Origin of the sequence: Streptomyces panaciradicis, from assembly GCF_023516615.1 — a bacterium.
Classification (GTDB): Bacteria; Actinomycetota; Actinomycetes; order Streptomycetales; family Streptomycetaceae; genus Streptomyces; species Streptomyces panaciradicis.
Map to the genome: position 1 here is coordinate 1 of NZ_JAMGBF010000165.1, position 26,568 is coordinate 26,568.

Below are 26,568 nucleotides of genomic sequence, written 5' to 3' on the forward strand. Positions count from 1 at the left end.
GGTGGCCCCGAGCATGCCGGACCCTGAGCGCAAGATCCGGTCAGCCGGGAGCGGCCCCGCTCCGCCCGGCAGAGGGTTCGCGGCCCCGAGCACGCCGGTCGCCGGACCGGTGGCCGAGCTGGTGCCCCCGGACGCACCGACCCGTCGCCGGGACCCCCGCGCCCGGACGCACCGACGCCTCGCCGGGCCCCCCGCGCCCAGCCGCACCGACGCCTCGCCGGGACCCCCGCGCCCGGTCGCTCATGTCGACTCTCGCACCACCAGCCGGCACGGCACCGTGTGCACCCCGGGTGTCGGTTCGGCGTCGATGGCCTCCAGCAGTTTCAGGGCGGCGATGCGGCCGATCTCGGTGAGGTTCATGTCGATCGTGGTGAGGGGCGGGCGGCAGGCCAGGGCCATGGTGTCCCAGTTGTCGTAGCCGACGACCGCGATCTTTCCGGGGACGTCCAGGCCGCGCTCGCGCAGCGCGTCGGCGACGCCCCGGGCTATCTGGTCGTTGCCGCAGAAGAAGGCGTCCGTGTCGGGCGCCGTGCGCAGCACCGCGTCCGCCGCCCTGCGGCCCCATGCCTCGCTCCACTCCCCGAAGTGGACGCGACCGGCGGAGAGCCGCAGGCCGGAGCGGTCGAGGACGTCGACGGCGTGGCGGGCGCGGTCGCGGGCGGCCGCGTGGTGCTCGGGGCCGGTGACATGGGCGATCCGGGTGCGCCCGGTGGCGATCAGGTGCTCGACGGCGAGCTGGGCGCCGCCCCGGTCGTCCGAGGCGACCGAGGTGTCGGACGGGTCGGTGGACGGCGAGAGGGCGTAGACGATCGGAATGCCCTCGACCCCGCTCAGGGGCGGGCGCGGGTCGGTGCGGCGGCCGGTGACGATGATGCCGTCGACCCGCCGGTCCATGAGGTTGCGCAGGTGGTGCTGTTCCCGGATGGTGTCGCCCCGGGTGTCGCACAGCAGCACGGAGATCTTCCCGGCGCCCAGCGCGTCCTCGGCGCCCAGCAGGACCGGGGTGCTGAAGCGGCCGATGCCGTCCGTCGTCATCAGCCCGACCGTCCAGCTGCGGCCGGTGTGCAGGCTCTGCGCGTGCTGGTTGGGGCGGAACCCGAGCCGCTCCACGGCGTCCAGCACCCGCTGCCGGGTCTCCGGACGCATCCGGCCGCTGCCGCTCAGCGCCTTGGAGGCCGTGCCCACACTGACGCCGGCCAGCGCGGCAACGTCGGCGAGCTTCGCCCGGCCTGCGGAAGGGGAACGGGGAGCGGCTTCAGTCACGGGCAATCCTTTTCTCAACGGTGGTGTCCGACGGGTCGACCGCGGCCCATGGTCGCAGGCGCCGACATCGAGTGCCAACCCTGGGGAAACAAGAGAAACCTTACGCAGGAGCCTTGACCGGGGTTCCCCGCCTCCTCTCTACTCTTCGACGAGGAAAACGGTTGCTCAAACCGTTGCCCAGTCGTCGACTCGCTCCCACGCCTTCCCCCCTCCGGAGAGCCATGCCCCGCACCCCCGCCGCCCAGCGCCCCGCCGGCCCGATCCGGCTCGGCCCCGACGCGCGTGCCGCACTGCGCCCCGCCACGGCCGAAGTGGCCGACGGCTTCTGGCGGTCGCGGCGCGAGGTCAACGCCGGCACGTCCATCCCGCAGGGCCCCGGCCTGCTGGAGTCCGCCGGCAACCTGCACAACCTGCGGCTCGCGGCGGGCACGGCCGAGGGCGAGTTCCAGGGCGCGTACCCGTTCGTGGACACCGACGTCTACAAGTGGCTGGAGGCCGCGGCCTGGCAGCTCGCGCAGGGCCGGTCGCCGCAACTGGAGGCGGACGTCGACCGGATCGTCTCCCTGGTCGCCGCCGCCCAGCGGCCCGACGGCTATCTCAACACCTGGTTCCAGCTGGTCAAGGGCGGCGAGCGCTACCAGGACCTGCGCTGGGGCCACGAACTGTACTGCGCGGGCCATCTCCTCCAGGCCGCCGTCGCCCACCACCGGGCCACCGGGCGCACCGAACTCCTCGACGTGGCGGTGAGGTTCGCCGACCACATCGACGCGGTCTTCGGCCCGCCGGGCAGCGGCAAGGAGATCGACGGCATCGACGGCCACCCCGAGGTGGAGACCGCGCTGGTGGAGCTGTACCGGGAGACCGGCGAGCGCCGCTATCTCGACCTGGCCGGCTACTTCGTCGACCGGCACGGCCACGGCCTGCTCGGCGGCGAGGCGTACTGCCAGGACCGGGTGCCGGTGCGCGAGGCGGACGACGTCGAGGGCCATGCCGTACGGCAATTGTACCTGCTGGCCGCCGTCGCCGACCTGGCCGCCGAGACCGGCGAGCCCGAACTGCGGGCGGCCGCCGAGCGGTTGTGGCACGCCATGACCACCGCCAAGACCCACATCACCGGCGGCCTGGGCGCCCACCACGACTGGGAGGACTTCGGCGACCCCTACGAACTGCCCAACGAGCGCGCCTACTGCGAGACCTGCGCCGCGATCGCCTCGATCCAGTGGAGCTGGCGCATGGCCCTGCTCACCGGCGAGGCCCGCTACTCCGACCTGGTCGAACGCACCCTCTTCAACGGCTTCCTGGCCGGTGTCTCGCTGGACGGCGAACGCTGGCTGTACGTCAACCCGTTGCAGGTCCGCGACGGCCACACCGACCCGGGCGGCGACCAGTCCGCGCGCCGCACCCGATGGTTCCGCTGCGCCTGCTGCCCGCCGAACGCGATGCGCCTGCTGGCCGGCCTGGAGCACTATCTCGCCTCCGGTGACGGCGAGGGCCTGCAGATCCACCAGTACGTCACCGGCCGCTACACCTCGGGCCCGGTCGTCGTGCGTGCCGAGACCGACTACCCCTGGGACGGCACGGTCGCCCTCACCGTCGAGGGCACGCCCACCGACCGCCCCTGGACGCTGTCGCTGCGCATCCCGCAGTGGTGCCGCGACTTCCGGGTGCGCTGCGGCGAGGAGACGTACGACGCGCCCGCGGACGACGGCTGGCTGCGGCTGGAGCGGACCTGGGCGCCCGGCGACCGGGTCGTGCTGGAGCTCTCGATGGAGCCCCGGCTGACCGCGGCGGATCCGCGGGTGGACGCGGTGCGCGGCTGCGTGGCGATCGAACGCGGGCCGCTCGTCCACTGCCTGGAGCAGGTCGACCATCCCGGCGGCGGTCTGGACGACATCGTCCTGGACACCTCCCGCCCGCTCGCCGTGAAGCACCGGCCGGACCTGCTCGGCGGCATCACCACCGTGGTGGCCGCCGGGCGGCGGCGCCGCATCCCCGACCGGGGCTGGTGGCCGTACACCTCCGCCGACACCACTGCCGAACAGGGCGGCGAGTCGGTGGAGTTGACCGCGATCCCCTACTACGCCTGGGCCAACCGCGAGGACGGCAGCATGCGCGTCTGGCTCCCCACCTCCTGACACCCCCTACGACAACGAGGTCACCCCGTGATACCCACCCGCCGTACTCTCCTGGCGGCGCTCGCCGCCGTCGGCACCCTCGCCTCCCTCACCGCCTGCGGAGGGGGTTCCAGCTCGTCCTCCGGCTCCTCGTCGGGCGGGTCCGGGGGAACGTACGCCTTCTGGGATCCCTACCCCCAGTTCAACGCCTCCTCGGCCTGGGGAAAGCTCGTGACCTCGTGCGGGACGAAGGCCGGGGTGAAGCTGAAGCGGACCGCCTACGACACCACCGACCTCGGCAACAAGGCCCTGCTGGCCGCGCAGCAGGGCAACGCGCCGGACGTCATGCTCGTCGACAACCCGGTCGTCTCCACGCTGGTGGAGGCCGGGATCCTCAACAAGACGAGCGACCTGGGCCTGGACACGAAGTCGATCCAGAAGAACATCATCGGCGCGGGCACCCTCGACGGCGCCTCCTACGGGGTGCCGATCGGCGCCAACACCCTGGCCCTCTACTACAACAAGAAGGTCCTGTCCGCCGCCGGCGTCGACCCCGCGTCCGTCAAGGACTGGAACTCCCTCACGGCCGCGCTGAAGAAGGTCAAGGGGGCAGGCAAGAAGGGCATCACCTTCTCGGCGATCAACACCGAGGAGGGCAGCTTCCAGTTCCTGCCCTGGTTCTGGGGCGCGGGCGGCGACCTGACGAAGCTCGACTCCGCCAAGGGGGTCGCCGCACTGTCCCTGTGGAAGCAGTGGGTCGAGGCGGGGTACGCGCCCAAGGACGTCCTGCAGAACACGCAGACCACCAGCTGGCAGGAGTTCGCCACCGGCGAGTACGCGTTCGGCGAGAACGGCACCTGGCAGCTGGGCAACGCCGAGAAGGCCGGCTTCGACTACGGCATCATCAACATCCCCGCACAGAACGGCGGTTCGGCGCCGGTGCCGACGGGCGGGGAGTTCGTGACGGTGCCCGTGCAGAAGGACACCGGGCGCTACGACGTCAGCAAGAAGATCGTCACGTGTCTGACCAGCGACGCCAACCTGCTGCCGACCGACACGACGCTGCAGTACATCGCACCCACGGCCGCCGTACAGGCGACACAGGTCAAGCAGAACCCGAAGCTCAAGCCGTGGGTGGACGCGGTGGCCGCGGCCCGCGGACGGACCAGCGGCGGCCTCGGCACCAAGTACCCGACCATTTCGCAGCCGATGTGGACCGCCGTCCAGGCGGCGCTGTCGGGCGGCAAGAGCCCGCAGGACGCCCTGGCCACCGCCCAGCAGAGCGCGCAGAAGGGCTAGGACCGGCATGACCATCGCCCGGGTCGACCGTCCGCGGCGGGCACCGTCCGCCGCGGCGGGGGCGGGCGGCGCCGACGCATCGTCCCTGCGCCGCCGTCACCGGCGCAGGAGCCGTCTGACCGCGCTCGCCTTCGTCACCCCGCTGCTCGCCTACCTCGCCGCCTTCTACGTCTACCCGCTCTACCGCAACCTCGACCTGAGCCTGCGGGACTACACCGTGCGGTCGTTCGTGGCGGGCGACGCGCCGTTCTCCGGCTGGCACAACTTCCGTACGGTGCTGGACGATCCGACGTTCGGCCCGGCGATGCGGCACACGATGGTCTTCACCTTCGTGTCGATCGCCTTCCAGTACGCCATCGGGCTCGCCCTCGCGGTCTTCTTCAACCGCCACTTCCGGCTCGCGCCCACCCTGCGCGCGCTGTTCCTGATCCCGTGGCTGCTGCCGCTGATCGTGTCGGCGTCGTCGTGGTCGTGGATGTTCAACAGCGAGTCGGGGGTGGTGAACTACTTCCTGCACTTCCTCGGCGTGAGCCCGGTCGGCTGGCTGACCTCGCCGGACTGGGCACTGACGTCGGTGATCGTCGCCAACATCTGGATCGGCATCCCGTTCAACCTGGTCATCCTCTACAGCGGGCTGCAGAACATCCCCGCGGAGCTGTACGAGGCGGCGGCGCTGGACGGGGCGAGCGCCTGGCAGCAGTTCCGCCGGATCACCTTCCCGCTGCTGCGCCCGGTGTCGGCGATCACCCTGCTGCTGGGGCTGGTCTACACGCTGAAGGTGTTCGACCTGATCTGGATCATGACGAAGGGCGGTCCGGGCGACGCCTCCTCGACCCTGGCGACGTGGTCGTACCAGCTCGGGTTCGGCACCCTGCTGCCCAAGTTCGGCCCGGGGGCCGCGGTCGGCAACATCCTCATCCTCATCGCGCTCGTCTTCGGGCTGCTGTACATCCGCGTCCAGAGGAGGCAGGAAGCGTGAAGTCCCCTTCCACCGGCCGCCGTCACACCGTCATCGGCGTCGTGCTGACCGCGCTCATGCTGTTCCCGGTGTACTGGATGGTGAACGTCTCCCTCACCCCGCAGCAGGACATGCGCAAGGACCCGCCCGACCTGTTGCCGCTGCACCCCACCTTCGAGGGCTACCGGGCCGTCCTGGACGACCAGTTGCCCTACCTGGGCACCAGCCTGCTGATCGGTCTGGGCACCGTGGCCCTGACCCTCGTCCTCGCGGCCCCGGCCGGCTACTCGCTGGCGAAGCTCCGCCCGCGCGGGGGCGGCGCACTCGGACTGGCCCTGCTGATCGCGCAGATGGTCCCGGGGATCGTCATGGCGATGGGCTTCTACGGCATCTTCCTGGACCTCGGTCTGCTCAACTCCTGGTGGGGGCTGATCGTCGCGGACTCCACCATCGCCGTGCCGTTCGGCGTCATGATCTTCACGGCGTTCATGTCGGGCATCCCCGGCGAGCTCATCGCCGCCTCCCGGATCGACGGCGCCGGCACCTTCCGCACCTTCTGGTCGGTCGTGCTGCCGGTCAGCCGCAACGCCCTGGTCACCGTGTCCCTGTTCAGCTTCCTGTGGGCCTGGTCCGACTTCGTCTTCGCCAACACCCTCGACGGCGGCGGCGATCTGCGGCCGATCACCCTCGGCATCTACCAGTACATCGGCAACAACAACCAGGAGTGGAACGCGATCATGGCCACCGCCGTCGTCGCGTCCGTCCCGGCCACCGTCCTGCTGGTGCTCGCGCAACGGTACGTCGCCGCGGGCGTGACAGCCGGCGCCGTGAAGGACTAGGCCGTTCGTCGCCGGCCGTCCGCGGCCTCGTCGTGGCTGGTCGCGCCGTTCCCCGCGCCCCTGAAGGGGCGCGCCCCCAACCGACTCCGTGAGGAGATCCCCTCTCATGAGCCGCACAAGACCGCCCGTACACCTGACCGCCGCGCTCGGCGCCGCCGCCCTGACCGCGGCCGCGCTCGCCACCGCCTCCCCCGCCCAGGCGGCCCCCACCGCCGCCACCACCCTGGTCGTCAGCGCAGCGCAGACCCTGCGTCCGGTCACCCATGTGGCGAGCGGCAGCCTCTACGGCCTCGCCGACGCGAGCACCCCGGCCGACGGCCTGGTCACCCCGCTCAAGCCCAACACCTTCGTCCAGATGGCGCCGGGCGGCTCCCAGCTGCCCAACGGCGAGCCCAGGCCGGCCGGTGACGCCCTGGTGGTGGCCTCGAAGGCGGCGAGAGCGGGCGCCAAGGTGGTCGTCCGGATGCCCGACTGGTATCCGAACTTCCCCTACAAATGGGTGAGCTGGAGCGACTGGCTGTCGGCGGTGGACAAGCAGGTCGCCTCCGTGCAGTCCTCCGGCGCCACGAACATCGCCGCGTACGAGCTGTGGAACGAGCCCGACTGGACCTGGGACACCACCCACGCGGGCGCGTTCGACGCCGGCTGGGCACGGACGTACAAGGAGGTCCGCGCCAAGGACACCAAGACGCCCATCCAGGGCCCGAGTCACTCGGCCTGGAACCAGTCCTGGATGAGCACCTTCCTCACCGACGCCAAGGCGAGCGGCACCGTGCCGGACATCATCGCCTGGCACGAGCTGCAGGGTGCGCAGAACATCGCCGCGCACGTCTCCGCATACCGGGCCCTGGAGTCGAGCCTCGGCATCAGCCCGCGCCCGATCGCGATCGAGGAGTACGGCACCCCGAGCGAGGTCGGCGTGCCCGGGCCGCTGGCCGGCTATGTCGCCAAGTTCGAGCGGGCCGGCGTCCACGACGCCGAACTGGCCTTCTGGAACCACTACGGCACCCTCGGCGACACCCTCACCGACACCGGCGCCTCCCCGAACGGCTCGTACTGGCTCTACCGGTGGTACGGCGACATGTCCGGGAACATGCTGGTCACCACGCCCCCGGCGCAGACGGGCATCGACGGCTTCGCCTCGCGCAACGCCTCCGGCGACCAGATCAGCGTGGTCACCGGCGGCTGCACCGGCTCCTGTGCCGTCACCGTCAACGGCCTGTCCTCGCTGCCCGCCTTCGGCTCCACCGTGCACGTCAAACTGGAGTACACCTCGTCCAGGGGCCGTACGACGGCCGTGTCCGGGCCGATCACCGTCTCGGACGCCGACTACCCGGTGACGAACGGGTCGATCACCGTACCCGTCACGATGAACGCCTCCGACGGCTACCACCTGGTGATCACGCCCAGCGGCACCGCGACCTCGCTGGCCGGGCGCTACCAGATCACCAACAGGAACAGCGGACTGGCACTGGACACCAGCGGCGCGGGCACCGCACAGGGCACCGCCGTCGTCCAGGCCGCCTCCAGCACCGGCACCGACCAGAACTGGACGCTGGTTGCGGCCGGAAACGGGCTGTACAAGATCCAGCAGCAGGCGAGCGGTCTGCTCCTGGGCATCACCGACATGAGCACCGGCGACGGCGGAACCGCGGTGATCTGGGGTGACAACGGAACGGCCGACCACCTGTGGCAGCTGATCCCGGACGGCGGCGGCTCCTACAAGATCGCCAACTACAACAGCGGTCTGCTGCTCGGCGTGAACGGTATGAGCACCGCCTCCGGCGCCCGGGTCCTGCAGTGGAGCGACAACGGCACGGCCGACCATCTGTGGAGGCTCACCTCACGATGAGCCCCACCGGGGCGGCACAGCAGAAGGCCCGATGCCGAGCGCGGCAGTGCGCGCGCTCGGCATCGGGCCTTTGAGGTCAGCCGAACTGGCCGGGCTGGTAGTCGCCGGCCGGCTGCTGCACGAGGACGTTGAACCGGTTGTACATGTTGATCAGGGCGATGGCGGCCACCAGAGCCGCCAGCTGGTCCTCGTCGTAGTGCTTGGCGGCGTTGGCCCACACCTCGTCCGGGACCCCGCCGGCCGCGTCGGCGATCCGGGTGCCCTCCTCCGCCAGCTCCAGGGCCGCCCGCTCGGCCTCGGTGAACACCTTGGCCTCGCGCCAGGCGGCGACCAGGTGGAGCCGCTGCTGCGTCTCCCCCGCGGCGAGGGCGTCCTTGGTGTGCATGTCGGTGCAGAAGCCGCAGCCGTTGATCTGGCTGGCGCGGAGCTTGACCAGTTCCTGCGTCGCCGCCGGCAGCGTCGACTCGGACAGCACCCGGCCCGCGGAGTTGACGTACCGGAAGATCTTGGCGGCAACGGGGTTCTCGAAGAGGTTCAGGCGAGCTTCCATGGTCCGCTCCTGTGTCGTCGTCGGTTACACCTCATTGACGGAGCGGCCCGACGGGATGTGACAGGAAGGAATGTGACCTGCGCCTCACCAAGTGGGGGTGCTGTGGCCCCGGTTCAGCCCAGCGCCTTCAGCAGTTCGGCGGCGAGCGGGGCGGAGGACGCGGGGTTCTGGCCGGTGACCAGATTGCGGTCGAGGACGACGTTCGGCGCCCACGGCTCGCCGGCCTGCACCTGCACGCCCGCCTCGGTCAGCCGGTCCTGCAGCAGCCACTTGGCCTTGTCGGCGAAGCCGGCCTGGGTCTCCTCGGCGTTGGTGAACGCCGCCACCCGGTACCCGGCGAAGGCGTTGGCGCCGTCCGCGCCGGTGGCGGCGAGCAGGGCGGCCGGGGCGTGGCAGACGACGCCCAGGGGCTTGCCGGACTCGAGGGCGGAGGTCAGGAGCCTGCCCGACTCGGGGTTGACGGCGAGGTCCTCCATGGGGCCGTGGCCGCCGGGGTAGAAGACGGCGGCGTAGTCGTCGAGGTCGACGTCCTCCAGCCGGATCGGGTTGCGCAGCTCCTGCGCCGCGTCGAGCACGCCGGCGATCCGGTCGGCGTTCTCCTGGCCGCCGTTGACCTCGGCGGCGAGGCTGCCCTTGTCCACGGTGGGCACCACGCCGCCCGGGGTGGCCACGACGATCTCGTGGCCCGCGGCCTTGAACGCCTCGTAGGGGGCGACGGCCTCCTCGGCCCAGAAGCCGGTGGGGTGCAGGGTGCCGTCGGCCAGCGTCCAGTGGTCGGCGCCGGTCATCACGAACAGGATCTTCGACATGGTGTCTCTCTCGATGGTCGCCGGTGGTGGCCGTGCCGCCTCCCGCGCGAGCGGATCGCCGGCACGGCGATGGTCTCGACCGTAACCTTCCCCATCCATTGGATTCCAATAGGCTCATACATATGAGGCATAGGGAGACCAATGGCCGGGAAGGAGCGGAGCAGGCGGGCGCCGCCGCGCTCGACCTGAACCTCCTGCGCACGTTCCTGGCCGTCTACCGCACCGGTTCCTTCACGGCCGCGGCCCGTCTGCTCGGGTTGTCGCAGCCGACCGTCACCACGCAGGTGCGCACGCTGGAACGGCAGTTGGGCCGGGAGCTGTTCGAGCGGCAGGCCCGCGGGGCCTCCCCCGTCCCGTACGCCGACGAGCTCGCCTCCCGTGTGGTGGGGCCCCTGGACTCCCTCGCCACGGTCACCGGCCCGGGGGGCGCGGGCGAGAACCGGCCGCCGGAGCCGGTGCACCTGGCCGGGCCGAACGAACTGCTGACCCGTTGCGTCCTGCCGGACCTCGCGCCCCTCGTCGACCGAGGGGTACGGCTGCGCATCACGCCCGGTCTGACCGAGCCGCTCCTCGACGACCTCCGGGCCGGCCACTACGACCTGGTGATCGCGACCTTCCGGCCGCGCGGCCGGGCCCTGGCGGCGACCCCCCTCATGGACGAGGAATTCGTGCTGGTCGCCTCCCCGGCGTGGGCGGAGCGCGTCGGCGGCCCGGCCCGCGTCGCCGCGGACGGGCCCGCGGCGCTGCACGGCGTCCCGCTGATCGCGTACGCCGAGGACCTGCCGATCGTCCGCCGCTACTGGCGCCATGTCTTCGGCCGGCGGCTGGTGCGGCAGGCCGCGGTCACGGTGCCCGACCTGCACGCGGTCAGGGCGGCGGTCGTCGGCGGCGCGGGCTTCACGGTCCTCCCCCGCTACCTGTGCGCCGCCGACCTCGGCTCCGGCGCGCTGGTCCTGCTGCACGATCCGGCCGACCCGCCGATCAACACCGGGTTCCTGGTGCAGCGCCCCGGCGCCTCGGCCAACCCGGATGTGGACGTCGTACGCGACCATCTGCTGCGGGCGGCACGGGACTGGTGAGCAGCGGCTTCGCGGTCATCGCCGCAGGGCCGCTCGCGCCGTCGCCAGCGCCTGTTCGGCGTACCCGCGCCCGAACAGGACCGTGTGCACCAGCAGCGGGAACAGCTGGTGCAGTCCGACGCGGTCCTGCCAGCCCTCGGCGAGGGGCGCGGCTCGCCGGTAGCCGTCGAGGACGTCCTCCAGGTGCGGGCAGCCGAAGAGGTGGAGCATCGCCAGGTCGGTCTCGCGGTGCCCGCCGTGCGCGGCCGGGTCGATCAGCCAGGCGTGTCCGTCGGCACCCCACAGCACGTTGCCGTTCCACAGGTCGCCGTGCAGGCGGGCGGGCGGCTCGGCGGGACCGGCGAGTTCGGGGAGCCGTTCGCAGACGCGTTCCACCACGGCCGACTCGGCGGGGCGGATCGTGCCCCCGTCGACGGCGGAGCGCAGATACGGCAGCACGCGGTGCTCGGCGTACCAGCGGGGCCAGTCGGTGCCGCGGGCGTTGCGCAGGGGGGCGAGGCCGATGAACGCGTCCACGGGGCCGTCGGGCGGCGGCGCGCCGAACGCGGGTGCGCCGGTGGCGTGCAGAGCTGCCAGCTCCCGCCCCAGCGCCCGCGCCGCCGCGGCCGTCGGCCGACCGCGCGGAACCAGGTCCGTGACCAGCCAGTTCTCGTCGTACCCATGGACCTCGGGCACCCGGACCGCGTCGGCCTCGGCCAGCCAGCGCAGCCCCGCCGCCTCGGCACGCACCGCGCCGGGCGCATCGCCGCGCTTGACGACGACCGTCCGGCCGCCGTCCAGACCGACCTCGGTGAGCGCACCCGTCAGCCGGCGCTCACCGCGCACATCGCACCCGGTGAACCGCGCCGCGACCGCGCCCGGCGTCCGCTCGCTCATGCGAGGCCTCCGCACCCCGTCGTGCCGGAAGGCGTCCGGACAAGGTGTGTCACGCGGAAGTGAAAGAGGCGCACAGGTTCCAGCGTACGGACAGTCCCCGCGAGGGACGGCCGGTCGTGCCCACGATCACGCCCGTGGTCATGGCCCACCCGTTCACGGGTACCCGCAGCGGTGAAAGACCTCATCGTGAGGGGGGTGACTCGCATGCCGGGTCACCACATCGCCACGATGAACACGCTCGCCGCCTTCTGCTCCGGCCTGGCACTGGCGCTCCTGTTCTGCCTGGCCCTGGCCATGATGAACGGCGCGCTCCACCACCGCCGCAGGCCGCGAACGTACGAGCAGGAGGAGACCACCACACACCTCGACGAGCTGCTGAGCCGAGACACCCGCGCCTAGCGCCTGTCGGCTGATGGCGCCCGGGCACGTTCAGCGGCGGCGCCACGGCAGGGTCGTCGGGTCCTCCCCGGCGTTCTCGGCGCGGTGCAGGGCGTCGCTGATGGCCTCTCCGATCTCCGCGAACTGGCGGACCTGCTCCGGGGTCAGGGCGTCGAACACCGCCTGGCGGACGGCCTCCACGTGGCCCGGCGCGGCCCGCTCCAGCAGGGTCCGCCCCTCGTCCGTGAGGACGGCGATCTGGCCGCGGCCGTCGGCGGGGTCCTCACGCCGGTCCACCAGGCGGGCCTCCCGCAGCCGGTTCACCGCGTGGGTCAGCCGGCTGCGGGTGATCTTCAGCCGCTGCGCCAGCTCGGACATGCCGAGGGCGCCGTCGGGTGCCGCGGAGAGGTGGACCAAGAGGCTGTAGTCGGCGTGCGTCATGCCGGCGTCCCGCCGCAGCTGCCGGTTGAGATGGTCGGCGAGGAGGGTGGAGAAGTCGACGTAGGCCAGCCAGGCCCGTCGTTCCTCGGCATCGAGCCAGCGCGGCGTCACGGACATGCGCTCACTCTAGCCAGGTGCCGTTCGACGCCTCACTCACAGCTCGGCCTGGCGACGCACGCCTTTGCACCCGCGCGAGTCGGCCATTCTGACCACGCGCCGGCGACAATCGCCGACTCGCCCCGGCCGTCGGCGCCCGCTCGTCCGCAGTTCGGTGCCTTCCCCTGCCGCATGCCGTCTGAGCTGCTCATTTTGGCGGCTGCCGCGGTCTGCGACCGGCCGGTCGGCCGGGAGTGTGCGGAGATCTTCCGACGCTTCGCCGAAGGCCCGGAAATGGCCGGATTCCTTTGCGCGTCGTGGGCGCGGTGACATTGATCTGCCACTGTGCGCTCTTCCAGTGGGGGCTTTTTCGGCGTCGATCGGGGAGGAGACGCTCATGCTGAGACGGGAGGCCTTGCGGCTGCCCAGGCATCCGGCTTCGGTCGGCTTCGCCCGGCATCGGGTCCGGCAGCATCTGGCCACGTGGGGCTACGCCGAGGGCGACACGCTCACGGAGGACGTCGTCCTGCTGGCCTCCGAGCTGGCCGCCAACGTCGTCCGGCACGGTCCCATACTGCAGCGGGAGTTCGAACTGTCGGTGACGGCACGGGCGGACGGCTCCTGCCTCATCGCCGTCTCCGACGCGAGCCCCGCGCAGCCCGTCCTGCAGTCCGCGCCCGGCTCGGACGACGAGCGCGGCCACGGTCTGCACCTGGTCGACCAGGTGGCGCGGACGTGGGGCGTACGGCACCGGGGGCGGTACGGCAAGACGGTGTGGGCGCTGGTGGGCGACACCGCGCGGTGAGGCGTTACTGCGCCAACTGCGGGTAGAGGTCCGCGAGTTCTCCGGACAGGCCCGCCTTCACCTGCCGCGACAGGTCGTCGGCGAGCACCTCGTACGCGTCGTTCTCGACGCCGTCGAGGGCGAGCGCGGCGACGTCGTGGGCGGTGGACTTGGGCGCGTCGATGCGCGCGGTGAGGTCGGTGTCGACGTATCCGACGTGCAGACCGGTCACCGCGATGCCGCGCGGACTCAGCTCCAGGCGCAGGGAGTTGGTCTGCTGCCACAGGGCGGCCTTGGACGCGCTGTAGGAACCGGCGTTGCCCAGCCAGGACAGCACGGAGTGGACGTTGAGGACGTGTCCGCCGCCGTTGCGTTCGAGGACCGGCACGAAGGCGCGGGTGACCAGGAGCGGCCCGTAGAAATTGATCTCGAACTCGCGGCGCACGTCCTCCACCGGGGTGGTCAGGAAGGGGCCGCCGACGGAGACTCCGGCGTTGTTGACCAGGACGGTGACGTCCTGGGCCTGTGCCGCGGCGGCCGCTACCGACTGCGGGTCGGTGACCTCCAGCGCCAGGGGGACGGCGTCGGGGTGGGTCACCGTGCGCGGGTCGCGGGCCGTGGCGTACACCTTCGCGGCGCCGCGCGCGTACAGCTCCTCCACCAGCGCCTTGCCGATGCCCCGGCTGCCGCCGGTGACGAGAACGACTGCGTCCTTGATCGCGGTCATGACTGACTCCCAGCTCTGTGGTCTCGGTAAACCGATCGGTTTCCGCTCGCGCCAGCCACTGTAAACCGATCGGTTTCCTCATCTCAAGGCAGCCGGGTGAGCCGACGGTCACACTCGACCGTCGGCTTTGAAGGGAATACGTGAGGTTCCTCAGGCTCCGCTCATCGGCGGGCGTCGGCGCGCGCCTGCGACCGCCGCAGCGTCCGCGCCCGGCCGTCGAGGCGCCGGAGAGCCGCCTCTCCCCACTGCACGTTGGCCCGCTCCAGCGCCAGGCCGCCCAGGAGGGTGAGATAGGGGCCGATGCGTTCGGCCCGGGCGAAGAACTCGTCCTCGTCCCGCCCGTCGAGCAGCCGCTCCCGCAGCCGCTCGTAGCGGGCGAGCTTGGCCGTGGCCCGCTCGACGCGCTCGGCGACCGCGGCCCGTACCGCGTCGACGGCCTCGGCGTCGGCGATGTCGACGCACTGCACCCTGACCATCAGCTCGTCGCGGATCGCCAGCGGTTTGGCCGGGGCGTCCAGGACGTAGTCGCGCAGGACCTCGTAGCCCGCCTCTGTGAGCGAGAACAGCCGCTTGTTGGGGCGGCGTTCCTGGTGCACGACGCGCGCCGAGACCAGCCCCTCACTCTCCATGCGCTCCAGCTCCCGGTAGAGCTGCTGCGGGGTCGCCATCCAGAAGTTGGCGACGGACGCCTCGAAGCCCTTGGCGAGGTCGTAGCCGGACGCCTCGCCCTCCAGGAGTGCGGCCATCACCGCGTTGCGCAATGCCATCGGCCCAAATTACACCGCGTCGACTCATCGACACGGCGGCCGCCCACCGGCGGCGGCAGGGCAGGCACACCCGCCCGCCAAGTGATTCCCGCGTGACAGGCGTTGACCGGGCACCCCCTCCACAGCACAATGAGCGCGCATCCTTGAGAGCGCTCTCAAGAGTCGCTCACTCCCACACTCCCGAGGAGATCCATGACCGGCAGCCACGGCCCCGGCCTCAGCCGACGCGCGCTCATCGGCACCGGACTCGGCGTCGGCGCCGCGGTCCTCACCACGGGCGGGACGGCGACGGCGGCGGACCGCACGGCCTCCGCCCCGCGCCGGGCGTCCGGCTTCCTCGCCGCCGCCATGGACGCCTATCCCGAGCACGGCACGATCCGGCTGGCGCAGAGCTACACCGACCAGGCCGGCCTGTTCAGCACCGCGTTCACCTACGACAACGCGCTCGTGATCCTCGCGCTGCTCGCCACCGGCACGGCCGAGGGCCGTTCACGGGCGACGGCGCTGGGCGACGCGCTGCTCTACGCCCAGGCCCACGACCCCGCCCACGACGACGGCAGGCTGCGGCAGGCCTACAACGTCGGGCCGTACACCTTCTTCGACGGTTCGCCGCAGCCGGACGGCTTCGTGCGGGCGGACGGCACGGTCAACGTGGGCAGCCAGTTCGGCTTCACCGGCACCGCCGTGGGCGACATGGCGTGGGCCGGGATCGCGCTGAGCACCCTCGCCGCACGCACCGGCCGACGGCGCTTCCTCACCGGCGCCGTGCGGATCGGCGAGTGGATCGAGCGCGTCGGCCGCACCGACGAGCCGCTCGGCGGCTACAAGTTCGGCGTGAACGGCGCCGACGAGAAGCTGCCCTTCACCTCGACCGAGCACAACACCGACCTGGTCGGCCTGTTCGGCCGGCTCGCCCGGCTGACCGGGGACAAGGTGTGGCTCGAACGGCGGGCGCGTGCGGCCGCCTTCGTGCGCGGGATGTGGGAGCCGTCCGGCGGCTTCTTCTACACCGGCACGAACGACGGCGTGACGATCAACAGGTCGCCGATCCCCGAGGACACCCAGACCTGGACCCACCTCGCCCTGCGCTCCCCCGCCCACTCCCGTTCGCTGGACTGGGCCGCCACCGAACTCGCCGTCCTGGACAGCGCCGAACGCCCCAACAGCACGGTGCCGCAAGGGCAGTCGTACGAGGGCGTCACCTTCAGCTCGGCCAGTCTGTCGGCGAACGAGGACGCCCCCATCGCGCAGTGGCAGCCCAAGCCCGACCGCAACGGCGTCTGGTTCGAGGGCACGGCCCACCTGGCGCTGGCCCTGCGCTGTCGCCGGGCCCCCGGTGACGGGGCGCGGGCGCGCCGGCTGCTCACCTCGATCGAGCGCGCGCAGGAACTGCTCGGCGGCGGCCAGACCCTCGGCGGCGGGGCGGTTCCCGAGGGCTCGGGTGTCGTCTCGGCGAGCAGCCCGATCGACACCGGTTTCGGGTTCGGCTACTACCCCTACCGGCACACGGGTGCCACCGCCTGGTACCTGCTGGCGGCGACGCGCGTGAACCCCCTGTCGGCCTGAGCGCCGGTGCCGGGCGCGCGGGTCAGGCGGTGTAGCCGAGCTGGCGCCGCATGTACGGCGTCATGAGGGTCTTCGCCTTGACCAGTACGGAGGTGCGGGTGCCGAGGACGGCGCTCGCGCCGGGCACCGGCACGATGGTCAGTCCGTCGCCCGCGCCGAAGGGCACGATGATCGGGGTGCGGTGGACGGGCCGGTAGAGGCGGGGTTCCCTGCGGTGTCTGCCGGCGCTGTTGAGGTGGGTGCGGATGTTCCAGGCGGCGAGGTCGGCCTGCGCGAGGGCGGCCGGGGTGATCTTGAGTTCGGTGGCGTCGTTGACGTCACCGACCGCGAAGACGTCCCGCCGTCCCTCGACGCGGAGGGTGCGGTCGACCCTCACGTGCCCGGCGGCGTTGAGCCAGTCGCCGTGCCCGCCGAGCCGCAGCCAGAGGGTGTTGGGCGTGGTGCCGGTGGCCCAGAAGGACAGGTCGGCGGAGAGGACCTTGCCGCGGGCGTCGCGGTAGGTGCCGAAGTCGTTGCCGGGCGACATGAAGGAGTCGAGCCGTACGTCCACGTCGTGGTCCTCCAGCCAGGCCCGCGCCCGGCGTCCGGCGCGCTCGACGCCGGTGTTGTGCAGGAGTTCGGTGCCGGAGTGGGCGAGGGTGATCCGGACGTCCGGCCGGGCCAGGCGTATCTCGGCGCTGAGTTCGACCCCGGAGGGGCCGCCGCCGACGACCAGGACGTGGTCGGCGCCGGCGATCTTCTGCTGGTGCTCGGCGAAGGTCTTGAGGGTCTCCTCGGTGGTGGTTCCCGTGAACCGGGCCGGTTCGGGGTAGTCGGCGCCGGTGGCGATCACGACCACGTCGTACGGCAGCCGCTCCCCCGTCGCCAGGACCACCTCACGCGCGCCGGTGTCGATCCGCAGGGCCTTGCCCACCACCACCCGGCCGTTGGCCAGCAGGCGGTCGTAGGGGATGAACGGGGTCACCGACCACTCCGGGCGCACACCGGCCCGCAGCGAGGCGATGCGGTGGAAGAAGACGTCCTTGCGGTCCACCAGCGTGACCCGCGCGGTCGCGTCCAGCCGTCTGGCCACGCGGACGCCCGCGTAGCCGCCGCCGATCACCACTACGTCGCTGTCGTGCACAACGACTCTCCTGTGCCTGCTCGTGGGGAAGCGAGCAGCCGGACACGTGGGGCTTCCTCGGCCACTCGGACTGGCGACGAGCGTAGCGCTTGAACTCTAAAGCTTCCATGGAGGCGTGTGCGCATTGTGTGAAGCGTGACGGGGGCGCGCACGCCCCCCTCCTACGGCGGAAGGCCGGCCCGGCGCCTTTCGGCGCGGGGCCGGCCTTCCTGCGGCCGCTTCCGTCAGTCCGTGCCGGACTCCATCGCGGCGCGGTCCAGCAGCGCCTCGTCCTCGGAGACCTCGCCGCGGGAGGCGATGGCCTCGGCGCCGCCCTCGGGCAGCTCCGGCATGGTGCCGATGAGCCCGGTCGCGGCGGCCTGGGAGGCGCCGATGGTGGGGCTGCCGGTGCCGATCAGGCCGAGGCCGACGTACTGCTCCAGCTTGGCGCGGGAGTCGGCGATGTCGAGGTTGCGCATGGTGAGCTGGCCGATGCGGTCGACGGGACCGAACGCGGAGTCCTCGGTGCGCTCCATCGACAGCTTGTCGGGGTGGTAGCTGAACGCCGGGCCCGTGGTGTCGAGGATCGAGTAGTCCTCGCCGCGCCGCAGCCGCAGGGTGACCTCGCCGGTGATCGCCGAGCCGACCCAGCGCTGCAGCGACTCGCGGATCATCAGCGCCTGCGGGTCCAGCCAGCGGCCCTCGTACATCAGCCGGCCGAGGCGACGGCCCTCGTTGTGGTACTGGGCGAGGGTGTCCTCGTTGTGGATGGCGTTGACCAGGCGCTCGTAGGCCGCGTGCAGCAGGGCCATGCCGGGGGCCTCGTAGATGCCGCGGCTCTTGGCCTCGATGATGCGGTTCTCGATCTGGTCGGACATGCCCAGGCCGTGCCGGCCGCCGATGGCGTTGGCCTCCATGACCAGGTCGACGGCGGAGGCGAACTCCTTGCCGTTGACCGTCACCGGGCGGCCCTGGTCGAAGCCGATCGTCACGTCCTCGGGTGCGATCTCGACGGCGGGGTCCCAGAACCGGACGCCCATGATGGGCTCCACGGTCTCGATGCCGGTGTCCAGGTGCTCCAGGGTCTTGGCCTCGTGGGTGGCGCCCCAGATGTTGGCGTCGGTGGAGTACGCCTTCTCCGTGCTGTCGCGGTAGGGCAGGTCGTGCGCGACCAGCCACTCCGACATCTCCTTGCGGCCGCCGAGCTCGGTGACGAAGTCCGCGTCCAGCCAGGGCTTGTAGATCCGCAGGTTGGGGTTGGCGAGCAGGCCGTAGCGGTAGAACCGCTCGATGTCGTTGCCCTTGAAGGTCGAGCCGTCGCCCCAGATCTGGACGTCGTCCTCGAGCATGGCCCGCACCAGCAGCGTGCCGGTGACGGCACGGCCGAGCGGCGTGGTGTTGAAGTAGGCGCGACCGCCGGAGCGGATGTGGAACGCGCCGCAGGTCAGTGCGGCCAGGCCCTCCTCGACCAGCGCCGCGCGGCAGTCGACCAGGCGCGCGATCTCGGCACCGTAGTTCTTCGCGCGACCGGGCACCGAAGCGATGTCGGGCTCGTCGTACTGGCCGATGTCGGCGGTGTAGGTGCACGGGACGGCGCCCTTGTCGCGCATCCACGCGACGGCGACGGAGGTGTCGAGGCCGCCGGAGAAGGCGATACCGACGCGCTCGCCGGCGGGCAGGGAGGTGAGGACCTTGGACATAGGAAGAGTATGCATGATGGCGCATGGTCATGCAAAGCCGGGGTGCGGAACCGATACGGTCCGGTCATGACAGCCAGAATCGATCTCACCCTCGACTGCGCGGACGCCCCGCTCCTGGCCCGCTTCTGGAAGACGGCACTGGGCTACGTCGACGAGCCGCCGCCCCCTCCGTTCGCCACCCGTGCGGAGTGGCTGGCCCAGTTCGACCTCCCGGAGGACGAGTCGGCGGACGACGGCGCGTGGCTCTGCGCCCCCGACGGCACCGGCCCCCGGCTGTCCATCCTGAAGGTGCCCGAGCCCAAGACGGCGAAGAACCGGCTCCACATCGACATCCGGGTTCCGGGGCACGGCGGCCCCGAGGAGCGGTGGGCGCGGATCAGGGCCGAGGCCGGGCGGCTGGTGGCGGCCGGTGGGCGCGTCCTTCAGGAGTTCGACGGGCACCACATCGTGATGGCCGACCCCGAGGGCAACGAGTTCTGCGTCGCCGCCGCCTCCGCGGGCTGATCCCTCACCGCAGGTCGAGCCGCATCAGCACGCGGGGATGTCCGGCCGGCACCGAGGTGGTGTCGGCCGCGTGGACGAACCCCGCGCGCTCGAAGTTCGCGCGGATCCCGGCGTACGCCATGGTGGTGTCCACCCGGCCGCCGCCGCTGTCGAGCGGGTAGGCCTCGATCGCCGGGGCCCCCTGCGCGCGGGCGAAGTCGACCGCGCCGGCGATGAGGGCGTGCGAGACGCCCCGTCCGCGGTGGCCCGGGCGGACCCGGATGCACCACAGCGACCACACCGGCAGGTCGTCGACGTGCGGGACGGTCCGGCTGCGCGCGTAGGTGGTGGCCGCGCGCGGGGCGACGGCCGCCCAGCCGACCGGCTCGTCGCCGTCGTAGGCGAGCACGCCCGGCGGCGGGGAGGTACGGCACAGCTCGGCGACGTACTCCCCGCGGGCCGGACCCCGAAGCGTGCGGTCGAGCTTCGACGGGATGCGGTGGCTCAGGCACCAACAGACGGTGGCGGTCGCCGACTTGGGGCCCAGGACCGTACGGACGTCCGCGAAGGCCGACGCCGGGCGCACCTCGATGGTCATGCCCCCACGGTGTCACGGGCCGCCGCTCCGCGCCCGGTTTCAGCGCACCAGGCAGGGGCGTTCGGGGTCGAACTCCCAGTCCCGGACCAGGTAGCGCATGCCGATCGCGTCGTCGCGGCCCGACAGCGCCTCGGCCCGGTACAGCTCGTGGGCCGCCATGAGCCGGTCGCGGTCGAGGCGGACGCCCAGGCCCGGGATGTCGGGGATGGCGACCTCGCCGGCGACGATGCGCGGCGGTGCGACGGTGAGCCGCTCCTGTCCCTCCTGCCAGATCCAGTGCGTGTCCAGCGCGTTGTACTCGCCCGGGGCCGCGGCGCCGCAGTGGGCCATCATCGCCAGCGAGATGTCGAAGTGGTTGTTGGAGTGGCAGCCCCAGGTCAGCCCCGTCTCATGGCAGAGCTGGGCCACCCGCACCGACCCCCGCATGGTCCAGAAGTGCGGGTCGGCGAGCGGGATGGACACGGACTGCAGGGCCAGGGCGTGGGTGAGCTGACGCCAGTCGGTCGCGATCATGTTGGTGGCCGTGGGCAGTCCGGTGGCGCGGCGGAACTCGGCGAGGATCTCGCGGCCCGAGTAGCCGTCCTCGGCGCCGCAGGGGTCCTCGGCGTAGGCGAGGGTGCCGAGCAGGGGCCGGCACAGCTCGACGGCCTCGCGCAGCGACCAGGCGCCGTTGGGGTCGAGGGTGATCCGGGCCTCGGGGAAGCGGTCCTTCAGGGCCCGTACGGTGGCGACCTCGTCGGCGCCGGACAGGACGCCGCCCTTGAGCTTGAAGTCCCGGAAGCCGTAGTGGGCGTGGGCGGCCTCGGCCTGGTGGACGATCGCCTCCGTGGTGAGGGCCTCCTCGCGCCGCACGCGGTACCACTCGACGTCCGACTCCGGTTCGCGCAGGTAGTCCAGGTCGGTGCGGTCGGGGTCGCCGACGTGGAAGAGGTAGCCGAGGACCCGTACCGCGTCACGCTGCTTGCCGTCGCCGAGGAGGGCCGCGACCGGCACCTCCAGGTGCTGGCCGAGCAGGTCCAGCAGCGCCGACTCGACGGCGGTGACGGCGTGGACGGTGGTGCGCAGGTCGAAGGTCTGGGCGCCGCGGCCCCCCGCGTCGCGGTCGGCGAAGGCCGCCCGCACGGCGTTCAGGACGCGCTGGTGGTCGCCGAGGCGCGCGCCGACGACGAGTGGCTCGGCCTCGCGCAGGGTCCGGGTGATCTGCTCGCCGCCGGGCACCTCGCCGAGGCCGGTGCGGCCCTCGGAGTCCTCCAGGACGACGACGTTGCGGGTGAAGAAGGGGGCGTGTGCGCCGGAGAGGTTCAGCAGCATGGAGTCGCGTCCGGCGACCGGCCAGACGGAGAACTTCGTGACGACGGGTTGGCTCATGGGGTGAACTGCCGTTCTGCGAGGGGGTTCGGGGGGACGGTCAGACCTGCAGGGCGTCCAGCACCTGTTCCAGGACCAGGACACCGCCGAGGCCGAGGACGGCGAGGACCGTGGTGTAGGTGGTGCGCGTCTTGATGGCGTCGACGACCGACAGGTTGAAGTACTCCTTGAACATCCAGAAGCCCGGGTCGTTGACGTGGGAGAAGGCGATGGAGCCGCAGGAGACGGCGAGCACCATGACCTCGGGGTGGACCCCGCTGCCGGCGAGCAGCGGCAGCGCCACACCGGAGGCGGTGACGACGGCGACGGTCGCCGAACCCAGGGCCACGCGCAGGATGGCGGCGATCAGCCAGGCCAGGATGATGGGCGAGACCGACCAGTGCGCGGTGGAGTCCTTGATGTAGTCGGATATGCCGCCCTCGACGAGGACGTTCTTGAAGGCGCCGCCGGCGCCGATGACGAGCAGGATCATCGCCATCGCCTGGGCTGCCTCCCGGCACGAGGTGGCGACCTCCGCGAGGCTGCGGCCGATGCGCGGGCCGAGCGCCCACACCGCGAGGCAGAGGGTAAGCAGCAGGGCGATCGGGGCGGAGCCGACGAAGGCGACGAAGTGCAGCAGCGGACTCGACCCGGAGGTGGCGAGGTCGGTGACCGCGGCGCCGGCGATCAGGACGACGGGCAGCAGGGCGATCGCGAGCGACCAGCCCATGCCGGGCATCTCCTCGTCCTCGAAGACGCGCTCGCTGACCAGTCCCTTGGGGACGTCGGGGTGCATCGCGCGGACGAAGGGCAGGCGCGGCCAGGTCAGGGCGATGAGCGCGCCGACGGGCACGGCGATGAACAGGCCGTAGAACAGGGTCAGTCCGACCGAGGCGTGGAAGGTGGCGGCCACCGCGGTCGGGCCGGGGTGCGGCGGCAGGAAGCTGTGCATGGTGGACAGGGCGATGGACATGGGCAGTCCGACCCACAGCAGGTTGGAGCGGGTGACGCGGACGAGGGTGAAGGCCACCGGCACGATGATGACGAAGGCGACCTCGTAGAACATCGTCACGCCGATGAGCATGGCGGTCAGCACCATCGCCACCTGCACCCAGCGCGGGCCGCACGCGTCGAGGAGGCGGGTGGCGATCCGCTGGGCCGCTCCGGAGTCCCCCATCACGCGTCCGACCATGGCGCCGAGCCCGATGGTGAGCATCGTGTCGCCGATCTGGCCGCTGATGCCCTCGGCGAGGACGTCGGAGATCTTCTCCAGCGGGATGCCCTGGACGAGGGCGACGCCCACGGCCACGAGGAGCAGGGCGGCGAAGCCGTTGAGTCTGAACTTGGTCATCAGCAGGAGCAGGATCAGCACGCTGATTCCGACCACGACGAGCGGCATGCGTCAGTTCTCCTTCGAACCACCGGTGGGGAGCGCGGGGTTCACTCCCTCGAATGGAATCCCTGTATGGGGACGCCGTCTACATATGAGGACGGAGGCTAGGTTGATCGACATGCCGGGGTCAATGGGTGTGCACGTGTCGGTGCGGTACGGCGGTCAGCCGGCCCGCAGCCACAGCGAGACGGCGAGCCCCAGCCCGGCCAGCGCGATGGCGATCCGCAGCGGCTTCTCGGGCAGCCGGCGCACGACGACCGGCCCCAACCGGCTGCCGGCCAGGCATCCGAGGCCCAGGGCCGCCGCGGCCCGCCAGTCGACGGGGGCGAGGAAGGCGTAGGCGACCGCGGCGGTGACGTTGGCCGCACCGGTGGCGATGTTCTTCACGGCGTTGGTCACGCGCAGCGGCTCGTCGGCGGACAGGGACAGCACCGCGAGCATCAGCACGCCGGACGCGGCGCCGAAGTAGCCGCCGTAGAGCCCCACGAGCAGCACCGCGCAGGTCAGCGGCAGAGCCGTGCGCAGGCCGCCGCCGTCCGTCAGGCGCCCCTCGGCCAGCCGGCGCAGCGGTTGACGGACCAGGATGAGCACCGAGCCCAGGGCGATCAGCCAGGGCACGACCCGCTCGAACGCCGACGACGGGGTGCCGAGCAGCAGCGCCGCGCCGACCGAGCCGCCGACGGCCGACAGCAGTGCCAGGCGCGCGAGTCTGCGGCCCTGCCCGCGCAGTTCCTCGCGCGAACCGGCCGCCGTGCCCGCGGTGTTGAAGAACAGGGCCACCGTGTTGGTGACGTTGGCGGACACGGGCGGCAGGCCGGCGGCCAGCAGGGCCGGGTAACTGAAGAGCGAGGCGAGGCCGGCGATCGACCCCGCCAGTCCGGAGGCGACGCCCGCCACGGCGAGCAGCAGGGCGGAGCCGGCGGACACGGAGGGGTCCCTTCAGGAGGCGGACGCGGACGCATCACCCTTGCCGACCCCTGTTCCGCATGCAAGACGTTGTCTACATACAGAGACGGACGTCAGGCGGGCCGCCAGGACGCCTGCCAGGCCTCGACCGGGATCAACGGCACCGGCGCGGGCCGTTCCGCCGTGGTCTCCAGCGTCACGCGGCGGCCCTCGGCCGCCGACCGCAGAAGGGCGGTCATCGTCTCCAGGACGTGCAGGGCGAGTTCGCCGCCGGCGCGCGGCCGGCCGCCGTGCAGGAGGTCGAGCAGGCCGACGCCCCGGTTGCCGCCGGCGTATCCCGCCGACGGTTCGAGCTCGTGCCAGCCGGTCCCGCCCAGCGCGAAGTGGCGCACCCGGCCGTCGAAGTGGTTCGGGTCGGGGACCGCGAGCGTGCCCGTCTCGCCGTGGACCTCGATCGGGGCGGACGTGGTCGCGACGCCGTCGAAGCTCGTGGTGAGGGTGGACAGGGCGCCGTTGTCGTGTTCGAGGACACCGGAGACATGGGTGTCCACCGCGACCGCGATCCGCTCCCCGGCACGCGGCCCGCTGCCGATGACGCGCGTCTCGCGCAGCCGGGCGGCCGCTCCGGTCACCGCCCGGACCGGGCCGAGGAGTTGGACGAGGGCGGAGATGTAGTAGGGCCCCATGTCCAGCAGCGGGCCGCCGCCCTGGGCGTAGTAGAAGTCGGGCTGGGGGTGCCAGCGTTCGTGTCCCGGTGTGACCATGACGGCCTGCGCGGCCAGCGGGCGGCCGACGAGCCCCTTGTCGAGGGCGGCGCGGGCCGTCTGGATGCCCGTGCCCAGGACCGTGTCCGGAGCGCAGCCGACCAGTGTCCCGGCCTTCGCGGCGGCCTCGACGACGGCCTTCCCGCCGGCGAAGGTGTCGGCCAGCGGCTTCTCCGTGTACACGTGCTTGCCCCGCGCGATGGCGCCGAGGGCGATGTCGGCGTGGGCGGCGGGGGTGGTGAGGTTGAGCACCGTCTGCAGGTCGGGTGCGTCGAGCAGTCCCTCGACGCTCGACTGCCGCGCGCCGGGCAGCTGCCGGGCGACCTCCTGCGCGCGGGAGGTGTCGAGGTCGGCGACCGCGACGACCTCGACGTCGGGGTGCGGCGCGAGGGTGTCGAGGTAGGCGCGGGATATGAAACCGACTCCTACGATGCCGATGCGGTGCGCGTCGCCCACAGCATTCCCCTCTCGACGACGGTACGGACACTGGGGTGTTGCAGGACGTCCAGGCTGTGCCCCGGCGTCGTGACGACGACGCGTCCGGCACCCCAGCGGCGGGTCCAGACGGCGGGCGAGGTCACCGGGCGGTGCCAGGGCTCGTACGGCCGCACCGGATGGGTGGTGGTGGCCAGGACGTCGATCAGGTCGTCGTGGAGCACCCAGTACTGCTCGGTCTCCAACTCGAAGTCCGCCAGCCCCGCGGTGATCGGGTGGGTGCGGCCCGCCTCGGTGAACCGCACGCTGTAGGGCAGGAAGTTGTCCTCCGCCTCTCCGCGTCGCTCGCAGGGCTCCTTGCCGGGATGGGTGGCGAACTGGCCGCCGACCAGATGCAGATAGTCCGAGGAGGCGCGGAAGGAGTCGGCGATGCCGCCGTGCCAGCCGGTGAGGCCGGTACCGGCGACGACGGCCGCACCGAGACCGGCCAGCTGCTCCGGCGCGATCTCCGACATGGTGACGCACTGCACGACGAGGTCGGTGCGCTCCATCTCGGCGCTGTCGCCGTAGACCTCGGTCGACTCCTCGACCCTCACCTCGTAGCCGTTGTCCCGGAGGAAGGGGAGGAACAGCTCGGTGGCCTCGACCGGCCGGTGCCCCTCCCACCCGCCCCGGACCACCAGGGCCCTCTTGTGCACCATGACCACTCCCTCGTACGGCAACTCCTCTCGTTCTACCGGCCCTTGCGGGCGCGTACACATGAACGACTCCGGCTTCCGGCATACGGGCACCCCGCTTGAGAGGATCGGGGCATGGCGGACACACCTCTGCGCATCAATGCCCTCGTCGTCGACGCCGCCGACCCCGAGCGCCTCGCCGCGTTCTGGTCGGAGCTGCTCGGCCGCCCGGTCGTGGGCCGCACGGGCCCGTACGTCTGGCTGCGGCGGGACGCGGGCCTGGGACTGGGCTTCCAGCGCACGACGGCGGCCAAGGCGGGCAAGAACCGGATGCACTTCGACGTGACCTCGCCCGACCCTGCGGCGGAGCGGCAGCGGATCGAGCGGCTCGGCGGGCGCAGCCTGGAGCAGTACGCGGAGGGCGGGTTCCTGGTGATGGCCGACCCCGAGGGCAACGAGTTCTGCGTCATCCCCGCAGGCCCCTTCGAGATCGACGACGAAGGACGGGCGGACTACCTCGGGTGAACAGTGGCCGAATTCTGGCCCTGTACCCGGTCAGGACCTGGTCAGAGGGGAGACCGCCGTTCCGGGACCTGCTTAGGATCAACCGGTCGCCCTGCTCGTACGACCCTCAGGAGGCCCGGCGTGCCCCAAGCCGCGGTCGGCGCCGGCACCGCAACCGGTGACGCGCCCGTCCCTCCCCCGCCCGCGCGGCGGCGCACCGCGCTGCTCACCGGCGGCGTGCTGGCCCTCGCGGCGGCCGCG

General features: G+C 72.0%; 26 protein-coding genes. 11 read left to right on the top strand and 15 right to left on the bottom strand.

Going from position 1 to position 26,568, the window contains the following annotated elements; all coding sequences use genetic code 11:
- Positions 1 to 240: 240 nt before the first annotated feature.
- Positions 241 to 1,263, bottom strand: coding sequence for a LacI family DNA-binding transcriptional regulator (locus M8J74_RS37465; protein WP_249840710.1), 1,023 nt, complete (start codon positions 1,261 to 1,263; stop codon positions 241 to 243).
- A 221-nt stretch (positions 1,264 to 1,484) separates the two neighbouring features.
- Between M8J74_RS37465 and M8J74_RS37470 the strand changes: the two genes are divergently transcribed.
- The 5 genes from M8J74_RS37470 (at position 1,485) to M8J74_RS37490 (ending at position 8,325) form a co-directional block, all read left to right on the top strand.
- On the top strand, positions 1,485 to 3,398 hold the full coding sequence (locus tag M8J74_RS37470) for a glycoside hydrolase family 127 protein (RefSeq protein WP_249840711.1): 1,914 nt from the start codon (positions 1,485 to 1,487) through the stop codon (positions 3,396 to 3,398).
- A gap of 27 nt (positions 3,399 to 3,425) precedes the next feature.
- Positions 3,426 to 4,676 carry a sugar ABC transporter substrate-binding protein gene (locus M8J74_RS37475; protein WP_249840712.1) on the top strand — a complete coding sequence of 417 codons (1,251 nt, stop codon included), beginning with the start codon at positions 3,426 to 3,428 and terminating at the stop codon, positions 4,674 to 4,676.
- A 7-nt stretch (positions 4,677 to 4,683) separates the two neighbouring features.
- On the top strand, positions 4,684 to 5,655 hold the full coding sequence (locus tag M8J74_RS37480; RefSeq protein WP_058921509.1) for a carbohydrate ABC transporter permease: 972 nt from the start codon (positions 4,684 to 4,686) through the stop codon (positions 5,653 to 5,655).
- A 56-nt stretch (positions 5,656 to 5,711) separates the two neighbouring features.
- On the top strand, positions 5,712 to 6,473 hold the full coding sequence (locus M8J74_RS37485) for a carbohydrate ABC transporter permease (protein ID WP_283949072.1): 762 nt from the start codon (positions 5,712 to 5,714) through the stop codon (positions 6,471 to 6,473).
- 106 nt (positions 6,474 to 6,579) lie between these two features.
- A complete protein-coding gene (locus tag M8J74_RS37490; RefSeq protein WP_249840714.1) occupies positions 6,580 to 8,325 on the top strand; it encodes an RICIN domain-containing protein in 1,746 nt (581 codons plus the stop codon).
- Between the two features lie 76 nt (positions 8,326 to 8,401).
- Here the strand turns inward: M8J74_RS37490 and M8J74_RS37495 are convergent, their stop codons facing one another.
- Both M8J74_RS37495 and M8J74_RS37500 read right to left on the bottom strand, forming a co-directional pair.
- A complete protein-coding gene (locus M8J74_RS37495) occupies positions 8,402 to 8,875 on the bottom strand; it encodes a carboxymuconolactone decarboxylase family protein (RefSeq protein WP_058921512.1) in 474 nt (157 codons plus the stop codon).
- 113 nt (positions 8,876 to 8,988) lie between these two features.
- A complete protein-coding gene (locus M8J74_RS37500) occupies positions 8,989 to 9,684 on the bottom strand; it encodes a type 1 glutamine amidotransferase domain-containing protein (RefSeq protein WP_249840715.1) in 696 nt (231 codons plus the stop codon).
- Positions 9,685 to 9,806: 122 nt separating this feature from the next.
- Here M8J74_RS37500 and M8J74_RS37505 point away from each other — a divergent pair, with 122 nt between their 5' ends.
- A complete protein-coding gene (locus M8J74_RS37505) occupies positions 9,807 to 10,763 on the top strand; it encodes a LysR family transcriptional regulator (protein ID WP_249840716.1) in 957 nt (318 codons plus the stop codon).
- A 15-nt stretch (positions 10,764 to 10,778) separates the two neighbouring features.
- Here the strand turns inward: M8J74_RS37505 and M8J74_RS37510 are convergent, their stop codons facing one another.
- Positions 10,779 to 11,639 (bottom strand): fructosamine kinase family protein, encoded by an 861-nt coding sequence (locus M8J74_RS37510; RefSeq protein WP_249840717.1) that lies wholly within the window; start codon positions 11,637 to 11,639, stop codon positions 10,779 to 10,781.
- Between the two features lie 204 nt (positions 11,640 to 11,843).
- Here M8J74_RS37510 and M8J74_RS37515 point away from each other — a divergent pair, with 204 nt between their 5' ends.
- Positions 11,844 to 12,038, top strand: a complete 195-nt coding sequence (locus tag M8J74_RS37515; RefSeq protein ID WP_249840718.1) for a hypothetical protein — start codon at positions 11,844 to 11,846, stop codon at positions 12,036 to 12,038.
- Positions 12,039 to 12,068: 30 nt separating this feature from the next.
- On the opposite strand, the gene M8J74_RS37520 is transcribed toward M8J74_RS37515, so the two are convergent.
- The gene (locus tag M8J74_RS37520) at positions 12,069 to 12,575 is read right to left on the bottom strand and encodes a MarR family winged helix-turn-helix transcriptional regulator (RefSeq protein WP_249840719.1); all 507 of its coding nucleotides are present in this window, start codon (positions 12,573 to 12,575) and stop codon (positions 12,069 to 12,071) included.
- A 376-nt stretch (positions 12,576 to 12,951) separates the two neighbouring features.
- Between M8J74_RS37520 and M8J74_RS37525 the strand changes: the two genes are divergently transcribed.
- Positions 12,952 to 13,359 carry an ATP-binding protein gene (locus tag M8J74_RS37525; protein WP_249840720.1) on the top strand — a complete coding sequence of 136 codons (408 nt, stop codon included), beginning with the start codon at positions 12,952 to 12,954 and terminating at the stop codon, positions 13,357 to 13,359.
- A 4-nt stretch (positions 13,360 to 13,363) separates the two neighbouring features.
- On the opposite strand, the gene M8J74_RS37530 is transcribed toward M8J74_RS37525, so the two are convergent.
- Both M8J74_RS37530 and M8J74_RS37535 read right to left on the bottom strand, forming a co-directional pair.
- Positions 13,364 to 14,065 (bottom strand): SDR family oxidoreductase, encoded by a 702-nt coding sequence (locus M8J74_RS37530; RefSeq protein ID WP_249840721.1) that lies wholly within the window; start codon positions 14,063 to 14,065, stop codon positions 13,364 to 13,366.
- Positions 14,066 to 14,226: 161 nt separating this feature from the next.
- Complete coding sequence (locus tag M8J74_RS37535) at positions 14,227 to 14,832, bottom strand: PadR family transcriptional regulator (RefSeq protein WP_249840722.1); 606 nt, start codon at positions 14,830 to 14,832, stop codon at positions 14,227 to 14,229.
- A gap of 192 nt (positions 14,833 to 15,024) precedes the next feature.
- On the opposite strand from M8J74_RS37535, the gene M8J74_RS37540 reads away from it, so the two are divergent.
- Positions 15,025 to 16,398: a Tat pathway signal sequence domain protein gene (locus M8J74_RS37540; RefSeq protein WP_249840723.1), complete on the top strand. Its 1,374-nt coding sequence runs from the start codon at positions 15,025 to 15,027 to the stop codon at positions 16,396 to 16,398.
- A gap of 22 nt (positions 16,399 to 16,420) precedes the next feature.
- Here the strand turns inward: M8J74_RS37540 and M8J74_RS37545 are convergent, their stop codons facing one another.
- Both M8J74_RS37545 and argG read right to left on the bottom strand, forming a co-directional pair.
- On the bottom strand, positions 16,421 to 17,521 hold the full coding sequence (locus M8J74_RS37545; RefSeq protein ID WP_249840724.1) for an NAD(P)/FAD-dependent oxidoreductase: 1,101 nt from the start codon (positions 17,519 to 17,521) through the stop codon (positions 16,421 to 16,423).
- Between the two features lie 224 nt (positions 17,522 to 17,745).
- A complete protein-coding gene (gene argG / locus M8J74_RS37550; RefSeq protein WP_249840733.1) occupies positions 17,746 to 19,200 on the bottom strand; it encodes an argininosuccinate synthase in 1,455 nt (484 codons plus the stop codon).
- Between the two features lie 66 nt (positions 19,201 to 19,266).
- Here argG and M8J74_RS37555 point away from each other — a divergent pair, with 66 nt between their 5' ends.
- Entirely contained in the window at positions 19,267 to 19,704 is a 438-nt protein-coding gene (locus M8J74_RS37555; protein ID WP_249840725.1) for a VOC family protein, read from the top strand.
- Between the two features lie 4 nt (positions 19,705 to 19,708).
- Here the strand turns inward: M8J74_RS37555 and M8J74_RS37560 are convergent, their stop codons facing one another.
- The 6 genes from M8J74_RS37560 to M8J74_RS37585 all read right to left on the bottom strand — a co-directional run bounded on the left by M8J74_RS37560 (position 19,709) and on the right by M8J74_RS37585 (position 25,827).
- Complete coding sequence (locus M8J74_RS37560; protein ID WP_249840726.1) at positions 19,709 to 20,281, bottom strand: GNAT family N-acetyltransferase; 573 nt, start codon at positions 20,279 to 20,281, stop codon at positions 19,709 to 19,711.
- A gap of 39 nt (positions 20,282 to 20,320) precedes the next feature.
- Positions 20,321 to 21,649, bottom strand: a complete 1,329-nt coding sequence (locus M8J74_RS37565) for an enolase C-terminal domain-like protein (RefSeq protein WP_249840727.1) — start codon at positions 21,647 to 21,649, stop codon at positions 20,321 to 20,323.
- Between the two features lie 40 nt (positions 21,650 to 21,689).
- The gene (locus tag M8J74_RS37570) at positions 21,690 to 23,027 is read right to left on the bottom strand and encodes a gluconate:H+ symporter (protein ID WP_249840728.1); all 1,338 of its coding nucleotides are present in this window, start codon (positions 23,025 to 23,027) and stop codon (positions 21,690 to 21,692) included.
- 156 nt (positions 23,028 to 23,183) lie between these two features.
- A complete protein-coding gene (locus M8J74_RS37575) occupies positions 23,184 to 23,948 on the bottom strand; it encodes a sulfite exporter TauE/SafE family protein (RefSeq protein WP_249840729.1) in 765 nt (254 codons plus the stop codon).
- 92 nt (positions 23,949 to 24,040) lie between these two features.
- On the bottom strand, positions 24,041 to 25,147 hold the full coding sequence (locus tag M8J74_RS37580; RefSeq protein WP_249840730.1) for a Gfo/Idh/MocA family protein: 1,107 nt from the start codon (positions 25,145 to 25,147) through the stop codon (positions 24,041 to 24,043).
- Positions 25,117 to 25,827, bottom strand: a complete 711-nt coding sequence (locus M8J74_RS37585) for a ThuA domain-containing protein (RefSeq protein WP_249840731.1) — start codon at positions 25,825 to 25,827, stop codon at positions 25,117 to 25,119. The genes M8J74_RS37580 and M8J74_RS37585 overlap by 31 nt, the downstream gene beginning before the upstream one ends.
- A 111-nt stretch (positions 25,828 to 25,938) precedes the next feature.
- Here M8J74_RS37585 and M8J74_RS37590 point away from each other — a divergent pair, with 111 nt between their 5' ends.
- On the top strand, positions 25,939 to 26,328 hold the full coding sequence (locus M8J74_RS37590) for a VOC family protein (RefSeq protein WP_249840732.1): 390 nt from the start codon (positions 25,939 to 25,941) through the stop codon (positions 26,326 to 26,328).
- Positions 26,329 to 26,568 lie beyond the last annotated feature (240 nt).

Bases quoted from the DNA above. Each gene is read 5' to 3' on its own strand.
- M8J74_RS37470 (WP_249840711.1), top strand. From the start codon at position 1,485: ATGCCCCGCACCCCCGCCGCCCAGCGCCCCGCCGGCCCGATCCGGCTC.
- M8J74_RS37480 (WP_058921509.1), top strand. From the start codon at position 4,684: ATGACCATCGCCCGGGTCGACCGTCCGCGGCGGGCACCGTCCGCCGCG.
- M8J74_RS37485 (WP_283949072.1), top strand. From the start codon at position 5,712: ATGCTGTTCCCGGTGTACTGGATGGTGAACGTCTCCCTCACCCCGCAG.
- M8J74_RS37490 (WP_249840714.1), top strand. From the start codon at position 6,580: ATGAGCCGCACAAGACCGCCCGTACACCTGACCGCCGCGCTCGGCGCC.
- M8J74_RS37495 (WP_058921512.1), bottom strand. From the start codon at position 8,875: ATGGAAGCTCGCCTGAACCTCTTCGAGAACCCCGTTGCCGCCAAGATC.
- M8J74_RS37500 (WP_249840715.1), bottom strand. From the start codon at position 9,684: ATGTCGAAGATCCTGTTCGTGATGACCGGCGCCGACCACTGGACGCTG.
- M8J74_RS37505 (WP_249840716.1), top strand. From the start codon at position 9,807: ATGAGGCATAGGGAGACCAATGGCCGGGAAGGAGCGGAGCAGGCGGGC.
- M8J74_RS37510 (WP_249840717.1), bottom strand. From the start codon at position 11,639: ATGAGCGAGCGGACGCCGGGCGCGGTCGCGGCGCGGTTCACCGGGTGC.
- M8J74_RS37515 (WP_249840718.1), top strand. From the start codon at position 11,844: ATGCCGGGTCACCACATCGCCACGATGAACACGCTCGCCGCCTTCTGC.
- M8J74_RS37520 (WP_249840719.1), bottom strand. From the start codon at position 12,575: ATGTCCGTGACGCCGCGCTGGCTCGATGCCGAGGAACGACGGGCCTGG.
- M8J74_RS37525 (WP_249840720.1), top strand. From the start codon at position 12,952: ATGCTGAGACGGGAGGCCTTGCGGCTGCCCAGGCATCCGGCTTCGGTC.
- M8J74_RS37530 (WP_249840721.1), bottom strand. From the start codon at position 14,065: ATGACCGCGATCAAGGACGCAGTCGTTCTCGTCACCGGCGGCAGCCGG.
- M8J74_RS37535 (WP_249840722.1), bottom strand. From the start codon at position 14,832: ATGGCATTGCGCAACGCGGTGATGGCCGCACTCCTGGAGGGCGAGGCG.
- M8J74_RS37540 (WP_249840723.1), top strand. From the start codon at position 15,025: ATGACCGGCAGCCACGGCCCCGGCCTCAGCCGACGCGCGCTCATCGGC.
- argG (WP_249840733.1), bottom strand. From the start codon at position 19,200: ATGTCCAAGGTCCTCACCTCCCTGCCCGCCGGCGAGCGCGTCGGTATC.
- M8J74_RS37555 (WP_249840725.1), top strand. From the start codon at position 19,267: ATGACAGCCAGAATCGATCTCACCCTCGACTGCGCGGACGCCCCGCTC.
- M8J74_RS37560 (WP_249840726.1), bottom strand. From the start codon at position 20,281: ATGACCATCGAGGTGCGCCCGGCGTCGGCCTTCGCGGACGTCCGTACG.
- M8J74_RS37565 (WP_249840727.1), bottom strand. From the start codon at position 21,649: ATGAGCCAACCCGTCGTCACGAAGTTCTCCGTCTGGCCGGTCGCCGGA.
- M8J74_RS37570 (WP_249840728.1), bottom strand. From the start codon at position 23,027: ATGCCGCTCGTCGTGGTCGGAATCAGCGTGCTGATCCTGCTCCTGCTG.
- M8J74_RS37585 (WP_249840731.1), bottom strand. From the start codon at position 25,827: ATGGTGCACAAGAGGGCCCTGGTGGTCCGGGGCGGGTGGGAGGGGCAC.
- M8J74_RS37590 (WP_249840732.1), top strand. From the start codon at position 25,939: ATGGCGGACACACCTCTGCGCATCAATGCCCTCGTCGTCGACGCCGCC.